Origin of the sequence: Escherichia albertii NBRC 107761 = DSM 17582 (assembly GCF_000759775.1) — a bacterium.
GTDB lineage: Bacteria > Pseudomonadota > Gammaproteobacteria > Enterobacterales > Enterobacteriaceae > Escherichia > Escherichia albertii.
In genome coordinates this window covers 1-10,758 of the sequence record NZ_BBMY01000151.1, presented here as the reverse complement: position 1 = coordinate 10,758, position 10,758 = coordinate 1, and the positions used below count along the sequence as shown (strand labels likewise).

At 49.2% G+C, this 10,758-nt stretch carries 8 protein-coding genes and 1 pseudogene; 7 read left to right on the top strand and 2 right to left on the bottom strand.

Going from position 1 to position 10,758, the window contains the following annotated elements:
• A pseudogene (locus EA14781_RS25870) lies at window positions 1-400 on the top strand (secretion protein EspS); the annotation flags it as partial.
• 239 nt (window positions 401-639) lie between these two features.
• On the opposite strand, the gene EA14781_RS20075 reads toward EA14781_RS25870, so the two are convergent.
• Entirely contained in the window at window positions 640-912 is a 273-nt protein-coding gene (locus EA14781_RS20075) for a GNAT family N-acetyltransferase (RefSeq protein ID WP_000402406.1), read from the bottom strand.
• Window positions 913-923: 11 nt separating this feature from the next.
• Window positions 924-1,154 (bottom strand): 4Fe-4S mono-cluster protein YjdI, encoded by a 231-nt coding sequence (yjdI, locus tag EA14781_RS20070; protein WP_000371862.1) that lies wholly within the window; start codon window positions 1,152-1,154, stop codon window positions 924-926.
• 167 nt (window positions 1,155-1,321) lie between these two features.
• Here yjdI and EA14781_RS20065 point away from each other — a divergent pair, with 167 nt between their 5' ends.
• From EA14781_RS20065 to adiA, 6 genes are all read left to right on the top strand, one after another.
• Window positions 1,322-2,953: a sensor histidine kinase gene (locus EA14781_RS20065; protein WP_001216455.1), complete on the top strand. Its 1,632-nt coding sequence runs from the start codon at window positions 1,322-1,324 to the stop codon at window positions 2,951-2,953.
• Complete coding sequence (dcuR, locus tag EA14781_RS20060; protein WP_000611295.1) at window positions 2,950-3,669, top strand: two-component system response regulator DcuR; 720 nt, start codon at window positions 2,950-2,952, stop codon at window positions 3,667-3,669. Before EA14781_RS20065 ends, dcuR begins: the two co-directional genes overlap by 4 nt.
• Before the next feature lie 570 nt (window positions 3,670-4,239).
• Window positions 4,240-5,580 carry an anaerobic C4-dicarboxylate transporter DcuB gene (gene dcuB / locus EA14781_RS20055; protein ID WP_000899532.1) on the top strand — a complete coding sequence of 447 codons (1,341 nt, stop codon included), beginning with the start codon at window positions 4,240-4,242 and terminating at the stop codon, window positions 5,578-5,580.
• A 77-nt stretch (window positions 5,581-5,657) separates the two neighbouring features.
• Entirely contained in the window at window positions 5,658-7,304 is a 1,647-nt protein-coding gene (fumB, locus tag EA14781_RS20050; protein ID WP_000066713.1) for a class I fumarate hydratase, read from the top strand.
• 122 nt (window positions 7,305-7,426) lie between these two features.
• Window positions 7,427-8,077: a DUF2238 domain-containing protein gene (locus tag EA14781_RS20045; protein ID WP_000128517.1), complete on the top strand. Its 651-nt coding sequence runs from the start codon at window positions 7,427-7,429 to the stop codon at window positions 8,075-8,077.
• Between the two features lie 240 nt (window positions 8,078-8,317).
• The gene (gene adiA, locus EA14781_RS20040; protein WP_077776628.1) at window positions 8,318-10,585 is read left to right on the top strand and encodes an arginine decarboxylase; all 2,268 of its coding nucleotides are present in this window, start codon (window positions 8,318-8,320) and stop codon (window positions 10,583-10,585) included.
• The last annotated feature ends 173 nt before the right edge of the window (window positions 10,586-10,758 follow it).

Sequence of the window (10,758 nt, the reverse complement as noted above, 5' to 3'; positions counted from 1 at the left end):
CCCACCAACTGATATCGTCAACCGTCTGGTAGAACATAATCTTCATGAAGTAGAAGACATCAGATTAACATCTTGTCACTCAGCCAACATAACAAAAAACAATGATTTCTCTCCTGAATAAATAGAAAAATCAACAAAAACCAACAGCGGCTGGTTGGCTAGTGCATTATTTGGTCCAAAGCGTTCATTAGCAGAACACGTCTATGCCGAGTTTGAAAGTCGTGGAATTAGCGTTTCTATATCCGGTTATCATGGCGCTGGTGTTTTTTATGTTCCAGAGCATGGCAAACCAACAACGCATCTACGCTCCACAACAGTGCCTGCAACACCTGAGCAGACTGTAAGAAGAAGCGATTACAGATTCACCCTTGGCAGAACTCAACCCACAGATATTGACTAATTGAGTCTGCATATGGGTTTGTATCATTACCTGATGCGCCACGCTTATCAGACCTATATTAGATCCTGCAATATGTTTAATTTATAGGCAAAATAGAGCGTTCACACCACATCGGGTATAAACAAAGTACGGCTTGCCAAAAACCTGAATAACCCCGAATTTACGGGGTTATTCCGCTTAAACATGCCCATAACATCATTTCTGATTTGTATTGCTTACGACGGATACAATTTCTCTGCTCAGCTACGAATATCATCATAGTCGCGCGTTTTATCGAACTCGTGTTTCGCAAACGGACATAGCGGGATAATCTTCCGCTTCTCCCGGCGCATTTTTTCCACCACCTTCGCCACCAGCCGTTTACCAATCCCCTGCCCTTTCGGGCTTTCATCAACATCGGTATGTTCGATAATGGCCAAATGTTCTCCTGTCGGCACAAAAACAATTTCAGCAATTTGTTTTCCCTGTGCATCATTAATATAAAATTTATTATGCCCTTCATGTATTTCCATCATTCCCTCACTTATTTATGGCGATATTTCAGTGCGCCACTTGGACAGGTATCAATAACCTTTACCACAATATCGACATCGACTGTATCAGGCATAATCCACGGCTTACGTTTTAAATTAAATAGCTTGCTATTACCACGTACACAATTGCCTGAATGCTGACACATCGTAGTGTTAAAGTAGACATCAATTTTCTCGCCGGTATACACGCGATAACCAGCGTCCAACAATTCTTGATCCATAAACTGGCCTCCCACATGGGTGTGATTTTCGCTATAAGCATAGCCCCGTAATCGTCAGACAACACGTGTTGTTTCAGTTTCCAGACAAAAGCCAACCCTCTTACTCCCTTTGAATTACCTACTTCATCAGGGATAATGCTTAGGAAATTTGTCACACAAGGAAGCTGATGAGACATTCACTGCCCTACCGTATGTTACGCAAACGCCCGATGAAACTCAGCACCACGGCTATCTTAATGGTCAGCGCTGTTTTGTTCTCGGTGCTGCTAGTGGTCCATCTGATTTATTTCTCACAAATCAGTGATATGACGCGTGACGGGCTGGCCAACAAAGCGCTGGCTGTGGCGCGAACCCTTGCCGACTCGCCAGAAATTCGTCAGGGCTTGCAGAAAAAACCGCAGGAGAGCGGTATCCAGGCCATCGCTGAAGCCGTACGCAAGCGTAATGATCTGTTGTTTATCGTCGTTACCAATATGCAAAGCCTTCGCTACTCGCACCCCGAAGCGCAACGCATTGGTCAGCCTTTTAAAGGGGACGATATCCTCAAGGCGCTCAATGGTGAGGAAAATGTCGCCATTAATCGCGGTTTTTTGGCGCAGGCCCTACGTGTATTTACCCCCGTCTACGATGAAAATAATAAGCAAATTGGCGTAGTGGCGATTGGTCTGGAGTTAAGCCGCGTGACCCAGCAGATCAACGACAGCCGCTGGAGCATTATCTGGTCAATTTTATTTGGCGCACTGGTCGGCGGGCTGGGAACATGGATCCTGGTCAAAGTGCTTAAGCGCATCCTGTTCGGCCTGGAACCCTATGAAATCTCTACCCTGTTTGAGCAACGCCAGGCAATGTTGCAATCGATCAAAGAAGGCGTCGTTGCCGTGGACGATCGCGGTGAAGTCACACTCATCAATGATGCCGCACAGGAACTGCTTAACTACCACAAATCGCAGGATGACGAAAAGCTGTCGACACTAAGCCAGGCATGGTCGCAGGTAGTGGATGTCTCCGAAGTATTACGCGACGGCACGCCGCGCCGTGACGAAGAGATTACCGTTAAAGATCGACTATTGCTGATCAACACCGTCCCAGTACGCAGTAATGGCGTCATCATCGGGGCCATCTCTTCCTTCCGGGATAAAACGGAAGTTCGTAAGCTGATGCAACGCCTGGATGGTCTGGTCAACTACGCTGACGCACTTCGTGAACGCTCCCACGAATTTATGAATAAATTGCACGTGATTCTCGGATTATTGCATCTGAAGAGTTATAAGCAGTTGGAAGATTACATCCTCAAAACGGCCAACAACTATCAGGAGGAGATTGGCTCTCTACTGGGTAAAATCAAATCACCAGTCATCGCCGGTTTCTTAATCAGTAAAATTAACCGTGCAACGGATTTGGGCCATACACTTTTGTTAAACAGCGAAAGCCAGTTACCAGACAGCGGCAGCGAGGATCAGGTTGCAGCATTAATCACCGTGTTGGGCAATCTGATAGAAAACGCCCTGGAAGCGTTAGGGTCACAACCGGGGGGCGAAATCAGCGTAACATTGCACTACCGTCACGGCTGGCTGCATTGTGAAGTTAACGATGACGGTCCAGGGATCGCGCCTGAAAAAATCGATCGCATTTTTGACAAAGGCATCTCGACAAAAGGAAGCGAGCGAGGCGTCGGTTTAGCTCTTGTCAAACAACAGGTTGAAAGTCTTGGCGGCAGCATTGCCGTAGAATCGGAACCCGGGATTTTCACACAATTTTTTGTCCAGTTACCCTGGGATGGGGAGAGGTCGAACAGATGATCAATGTATTAATTATCGATGACGACGCAATGGTGGCGGAGTTGAACCGACGCTATGTCGCACAGATTCCAGGCTTTCAGTGCTGCGGCACCGCCTCAACGCTGGAAAAAGCAAAAGAGATTATCTTTAACAGCGGCACGCCTGTCGACCTGATATTGCTCGATATCTATATGCAAAAAGAGAACGGGCTCGATTTACTGCCAGCCCTGCACAATGCCCGTTGTAAAAGCGATGTGATTGTCATCTCTTCCGCTGCTGATGCCGCAACCATAAAAGATTCGCTGCACTACGGCGTTGTGGATTACCTGATCAAACCGTTCCAGGCCTCTCGCTTTGAAGAGGCGCTAACCGGTTGGCGACAAAAGAAAATGGCGCTGGAGAAACATCAATATTACGACCAGGCCGAGTTGGATCAGTTGATCCACGGCAGCAGCGCCAACGAGCAGGATACCCGCCGCCTGCCTAAAGGATTAACGCCGCAGACTCTACGTACGTTGTGCCAGTGGATCGACGCCCATCAGGACTACGAGTTCTCAACTGATGAACTGGCCAACGAAGTTAACATCTCACGCGTTTCTTGTCGCAAGTATCTGATTTGGCTGGTTAACTGTCACATTTTATTTACCAGCATTCATTATGGCGTCACAGGCCGCCCGGTTTACCGTTACCGTATTCAGGCAGAGCATTACTCACTACTAAAACAATATTGCCAATAAACTATTATTGGTTATCTGTAAGTAACAATTATTACAGTAATGCAAAATAGCACTGGCACAAGTTACATTGTTCATCGATAAAATTTGTGCCAGATCAAATATAATTATCCCCCTGTCTGTTCCTGAAATTAATATCCCTTCGGATGAATAGTGTTTTTAATTTCAAAACGCTAACAAAAGTTAATTAACTATTATGTCACCCGCAATATGTGTATTTTTACCCACAAATAGGTAGATCAGAATAATCTATAAACTTAGCGATTTCTGCCTGTAGAACAAAACCAGACCAATAAATATCAATAAGATATCAAGCAAACAAACCATTAACATCTGCGAAGTGCAAACAACAAACCCATCGCCGGAGAGTATTTATCTCTGAAAAAATCACTTATCGCAGTGCATAAATTTACCATTGCGTAAATCGGTCAATATTCACTGTGAGGTGTTTGCTTAAGCCAGTAACGACCAAACGGATATTTAGTCAGGCTCTGAAAACAGTTCATACAAACCAGAACGTGACTGTGATCTATTCGGCAAAAATTTAAATGGGATTATCGCGAGGGTTCACACATGTTATTTACTATTCAGCTCATCATAATACTGGTATGTCTGTTTTATGGTGCCAGAAAGGGCGGTATCGCGCTGGGTTTATTAGGCGGTATCGGCCTGGTCATTCTGGTATTCGTCTTCCACCTTCAGCCGGGTAAACCACCGGTTGATGTTATGCTGGTTATCATTGCGGTGGTGGCGGCATCGGCAACCTTGCAAGCCTCGGGCGGCCTTGATGTGATGCTGCAAATCGCTGAGAAACTGCTGCGCCGCAACCCGAAATATGTCTCTATCGTCGCGCCTTTTGTAACCTGTACGCTGACCATTCTTTGTGGTACGGGTCACGTGGTCTACACCATTCTGCCTATCATCTACGACGTTGCTATTAAGAACAACATTCGCCCGGAGCGTCCGATGGCGGCGAGTTCTATCGGCGCGCAAATGGGGATTATCGCCAGCCCGGTATCCGTTGCCGTGGTATCGCTGGTCGCGATGCTGGGTAACGTCACCTTTGATGGGCGTCATCTTGAATTCCTCGACCTGCTTGCCATCACCATTCCATCAACCCTGATCGGTATCCTGGCGATCGGTATCTTTAGCTGGTTCCGCGGTAAAGATCTGGATAAAGATGAAGAGTTCCAGAAATTCATCTCCGTTCCAGAAAACCGCGAATATGTTTACGGTGATACCGCCACGCTGCTGGATAAAAAACTGCCAAAGAGTAACTGGCTGGCAATGTGGATCTTCCTCGCGGCAATCGCCGTGGTCGCTCTGCTCGGTGCAGATTCTGACCTGCGTCCATCTTTCGGCGGCAAACCGCTGTCGATGGTACTGGTCATTCAGATGTTTATGCTGCTAACCGGGGCGCTGATCATTATCCTGACGAAAACCAATCCCGCGTCTATCTCAAAAAACGAAGTCTTCCGTTCCGGTATGATCGCCATTGTGGCGGTGTACGGTATTGCGTGGATGGCGGAAACCATGTTCGGTGCGCATATGTCTGAAATCCAGGACGTACTGGGTGAAATGGTGAAAGAGTATCCGTGGGCTTATGCCATTGTTCTGCTGCTGGTCTCCAAGTTTGTAAACTCCCAGGCCGCAGCGCTGGCGGCGATTGTTCCTGTCGCGCTGGCGATTGGCGTTGACCCTGCGTACATCGTGGCTTCAGCACCGGCTTGCTACGGTTATTACATCCTGCCGACCTATCCGAGCGACCTGGCGGCAATTCAGTTTGACCGTTCCGGCACCACCCACATCGGTCGCTTCGTGATCAACCATAGCTTCATTCTGCCAGGGTTGATTGGCGTAAGCGTATCCTGCGTCTTTGGCTGGATCTTCGCCGCAATGTACGGGTTCTTGTAATTGCACTCTGCGTGCCGCCCGTCGTTGTGCGGCACGCCATTTTCGTATAACAAATACAGAGTTACAGGCTGGAAGCTATGTCAAACAAACCGTTTATCTACCAGGCGCCTTTCCCGATGGGGAAAGACAATACCGAATACTATCTGCTCACATCCGATTACGTCAGCGTTGCCGAATTCGACGGCGAAACTATCCTGAAAGTAGAACCTGAAGCGCTGACTTTGCTGGCGCAGCAAGCCTTCCACGACGCTTCTTTCATGCTTCGCCCGGCACACCAGAAACAGGTTGCTTCTATTCTTCATGACCCAGAAGCCAGTGAAAACGATAAGTATGTGGCGCTGCAATTTTTAAGAAACTCAGAAATCGCCGCCAAAGGCGTGCTGCCAACCTGCCAGGATACCGGTACCGCCATCATCGTCGGCAAAAAAGGCCAGCGCGTGTGGACCGGCGGCGGTGATGAAGAAGCGCTGTCGAAAGGCGTTTATAACACTTATATCGAAGATAACCTGCGCTATTCACAAAACGCGCCACTGGATATGTACAAAGAGGTTAACACCGGCACTAACCTGCCTGCGCAAATCGATCTGTATGCGGTAGATGGTGACGAGTACAAATTCCTCTGCGTCGCTAAAGGCGGCGGCTCTGCTAACAAAACGTATCTCTATCAGGAAACCAAAGCCCTGCTGACTCCCGGCAAGCTGAAGGATTTCCTCGTTGAGAAAATGCGGACTCTCGGCACCGCAGCCTGCCCGCCGTACCATATCGCGTTTGTGATTGGTGGTACGTCTGCAGAAACCAACCTGAAAACCGTTAAGTTAGCAAGCGCTCACTATTACGACAATTTACCGACTGAAGGTAACGAACACGGTCAGGCCTTCCGCGATGTGCAACTGGAACAGGAACTGCTGAAAGAGGCTCAGAAACTCGGCCTCGGCGCGCAGTTTGGTGGTAAATACTTTGCTCACGATATTCGCGTGATTCGTCTGCCGCGTCATGGCGCATCCTGTCCGGTTGGTATGGGCGTCTCCTGCTCCGCAGACCGTAACATCAAAGCGAAAATTAACCGTGAAGGGATCTGGATCGAAAAACTGGAACACAATCCAGGCCAGTATATTCCTGAAGAGCTACGTCAGGCGGGCGAAGGCGAAGCGGTAAAAGTCGATCTCAACCGCCCAATGAAAGAGATCCTCGCCCAACTTTCGCAATATCCGATTTCTACTCGTCTGTCACTCACCGGCACAATTATCGTGGGTCGTGATATTGCACATGCCAAACTGAAAGAACTGATTGACGAAGGTAAAGAGCTACCGCAGTACATTAAAGATCATCCGATCTACTACGCAGGCCCGGCAAAAACACCAACCGGTTATCCTTCCGGTTCACTCGGTCCAACCACGGCAGGCCGTATGGACTCTTACGTGGATCTACTGCAATCCCACGGCGGTAGCATGATCATGCTGGCGAAAGGCAACCGCAGTCAGCAGGTTACCGACGCGTGCCATAAACACGGCGGCTTCTACCTCGGCAGCATCGGCGGCCCGGCAGCAGTGCTGGCGCAGCAGAGCATTAAGCATCTGGAATGCGTTGCTTATCCAGAACTGGGAATGGAAGCTATCTGGAAAATCGAAGTGGAAGATTTCCCGGCGTTTATCCTGGTCGATGACAAAGGCAACGACTTCTTCCAGCAAATCGTCAACAAACAGTGCGCAAACTGCACTAAATAACCTCTTCGGCCCGGCGCCTGGCGGCGTGCTGCCAGGTGATCCCCCCGGGCCACCTCTTCTGCAATTGTAATTTCATGCTTACTGGTGAATAGTCAGTACTTTTCCTGACTTGTGAACTCATCATGACCTGCACACTCAAGCCGTTAACCCTCAATACTGGCGCGCTGGCGCTAGCGTTAATTCTGCTTTATACGGGTATATCGGCCCATGACAAACTCACCTGGTTGATGGAAGTAACGCCGGTGATTATCGTGGTTCCGCTACTGCTTGTTACAGCCAGACATTACCCGTTAACCCCACTGCTCTATACGCTGATTTTCTTTCACGCCATCATCCTGATGGTCGGAGGTCAGCACACCTACGCAAAAGTCCCCATCGGTTTTGAAGTTCAGGAATGGCTGGGGCTGAGCCGTAATCCGTATGACAAGCTGGGGCATTTTTTCCAGGGTCTGGTGCCTGCACTGGCGGCACGAGAAATACTTGTGCGCGGGGTATACGTTCGCGGACGCAAAATGACGGCATTTCTGGTTTGCTGTGTAGCACTGGCGATAAGCGCGATGTATGAGTTGATCGAGTGGTGGGCGGCACTGGCGATGGGCCAGGGAGCGGATGATTTTCTCGGTACTCAGGGCGATCCGTGGGATACGCAATCCGATATGTTCTGCGCGCTGCTGGGCGCATTAACCACGGTGATATTCCTCACTCGTCTTCACTGCCGCCAGTTACGGCGCTATGGCTTAATCACCAGAGCGCCAGAAGCGCTCAATCTTTAGCGGCGCAACCCGCCCGGCAGCCAGTCGCCGGGCTTCCCGGCTACAGACGATATCAGTATCAGCCAAAAAAATAGTTTTGCTGTCGATAATAAGCAGTGAAATTTAATTCAAAACAAACATAACATTTTGTTTTTAAAAATAAAAATACAATATCGTCCATTTTTCACGCGCTTTACAGCCTGAAATGGCCGGAAGATACTTGCCCGCAACGAAGATTCCTTCATAACCGGGTAAGCAATGATGAAAGTATTAATTGTTGAAAGCGAGTTTCTGCATCAGGACACCTGGGTCGGTAGCGCCGTAGAGCGTCTGGCGGATGCCTTAAGACAGCAAAATGTTACCGTAATTAAATCAACCGCCTTTGATGATGGTTTTGCCATTCTCTCTTCGAACGAAGCCATTGACTGCCTGATGTTCAGCTATCAAATGGAACATCGAGACGAACATAAAAACGTCAGACAATTGATCGGTAAGCTTCATGAGCGCCAACAAAACGTGCCCGTCTTCCTGTTAGGCGACCGGGAAAAAGCCCTCGCCGTCATGGATCGCTCTCTGCTGGAGCTTGTCGATGAATTCGCCTGGATTCTGGAAGATACCGCTGACTTTATTGCCGGACGCGCCGTTGCCGCAATCCGTCGCTACCGTCAGCAACTATTGCCGCCACTGTTCAGCGCGCTCATGAAATACAGCGACATCCATGAATATTCCTGGGCCGCACCGGGTCACCAGGGCGGCGTCGGTTTCACCAAAACGCCTGCCGGACGTTTCTACCATGACTACTATGGTGAAAATCTGTTCCGCACCGACATGGGGATCGAAAGAACATCCCTCGGTTCTTTGCTTGACCATACTGGCGCATTCGGCGAAAGCGAAAAATATGCCGCGCGCGTATTTGGCGCCGATCGCTCCTGGTCGGTGGTCGTCGGTACTTCCGGCTCTAACCGCACCATCATGCAAGCCTGTATGACCGATAACGATGTCGTCGTCGTCGACCGTAACTGTCACAAATCTATTGAGCAAGGCTTAATGTTAACTGGCGCGAAACCGGTCTACATGCTGCCAAGCCGCAACCGCTACGGCATTATCGGACCAATCTATCCGCAAGAAATGCAACCTGAAACCTTGCAGAAGAAAATCAGTGAAAGCCCACTGGTCAAAGATAACGTTGGGCAAAAACCCTCTTACTGCGTGGTGACCAACTGTACCTATGACGGTGTGTGTTATAACGCCAAAAAAGCGCAGGACCTGCTGGAAAAAACCGCCGATCGTCTGCACTTTGACGAGGCCTGGTACGGTTATGCACGTTTTAACCCGATCTATGCCGATCACTATGCCATGCGCGGCGAACCGGGCGATCACAGCGGCCCGACCGTTTTCGCCACTCATTCCACCCACAAATTGCTGAATGCATTGTCGCAGGCCTCTTACATTCATGTGCGTGAAGGCCGCGGTGCGATTAACTTCTCCCGCTTTAATCAGGCATATATGATGCACGCCACCACTTCCCCGCTGTATGCCATCTGCGCATCAAACGATGTGGCTGTATCAATGATGGACGGTAACAGCGGCCTGTCACTGACTCAGGAAGTGATCGATGAAGCGGTTGATTTTCGTCAGTCAATGGCGCGGTTGTATAAAGAGTTTACCGCCGAAGGCAGCTGGTTCTTTAAACCGTGGAACAAAGAAGTGGTCACCGACCCACAAACCGGCAAAACCTATGACTTTGCCGATGCACCGACTACATTGCTGACCACCGTTCAGGAGTGCTGGGTGATGCATCCGGGCGAAAGCTGGCACGGCTTTAAAGATATCCCGGATAACTGGAGCATGCTCGACCCGATAAAAGTCAGCATCCTCGCTCCGGGGATGGGGGAAGACGGTGAACTGGAAGAAACCGGAGTCCCGGCAGCGCTGGTCACCGCCTGGCTTGGTCGCCACGGTATTGTGCCCACACGCACCACCGACTTCCAGATCATGTTCTTGTTCTCGATGGGTGTAACCCGTGGGAAATGGGGAACACTGGTTAACACACTCTGCTCCTTCAAACGCCACTATGACGCGAACACACCGCTGGCGCAGGTGATGCCGGAACTTGCAGATCAATATCCTGACACTTACGCAAACATGGGGATTCACGATCTGGGCGACCAAATGTTTGCCTGGCTGAAAGAAAATAACCCTGGCGCACGATTGAACGAAGCCTATTCCGGCCTGCCGGTGGCGGAAATCACTCCGCGCGAGGCCTACAACGCTATCGTCGATAACAACGTTGAACTGGTATCTATTGAAAACCTGCCTGGACGCATTGCTGCAAACTCGGTTATTCCGTATCCACCGGGAATTCCAATGCTGCTCTCTGGCGAAAATTTCGGCGATAAAAACAGTCCACAGGTAAGTTATTTACGCTCATTACAATCCTGGGATCACCATTTCCCTGGTTTTGAACACGAAACAGAAGGTACCGAAATTATTGATGGTATTTACCATGTAATGTGTGTGAAAGCGTAACCACTATTCCACTACAGGCGTAATTGTTTTAATAACATTACGCCGTCTGGCTGAGGCTTTTTAAGTATGGCAACGTTTTCATAAAAAAATGCTGCAAACAAAAATGTCATACTTTTTGCGCGGTCCCACCCCGCGCTTTTTTTTGCCTGTTATTTATCCTTTTTAACCCTGGG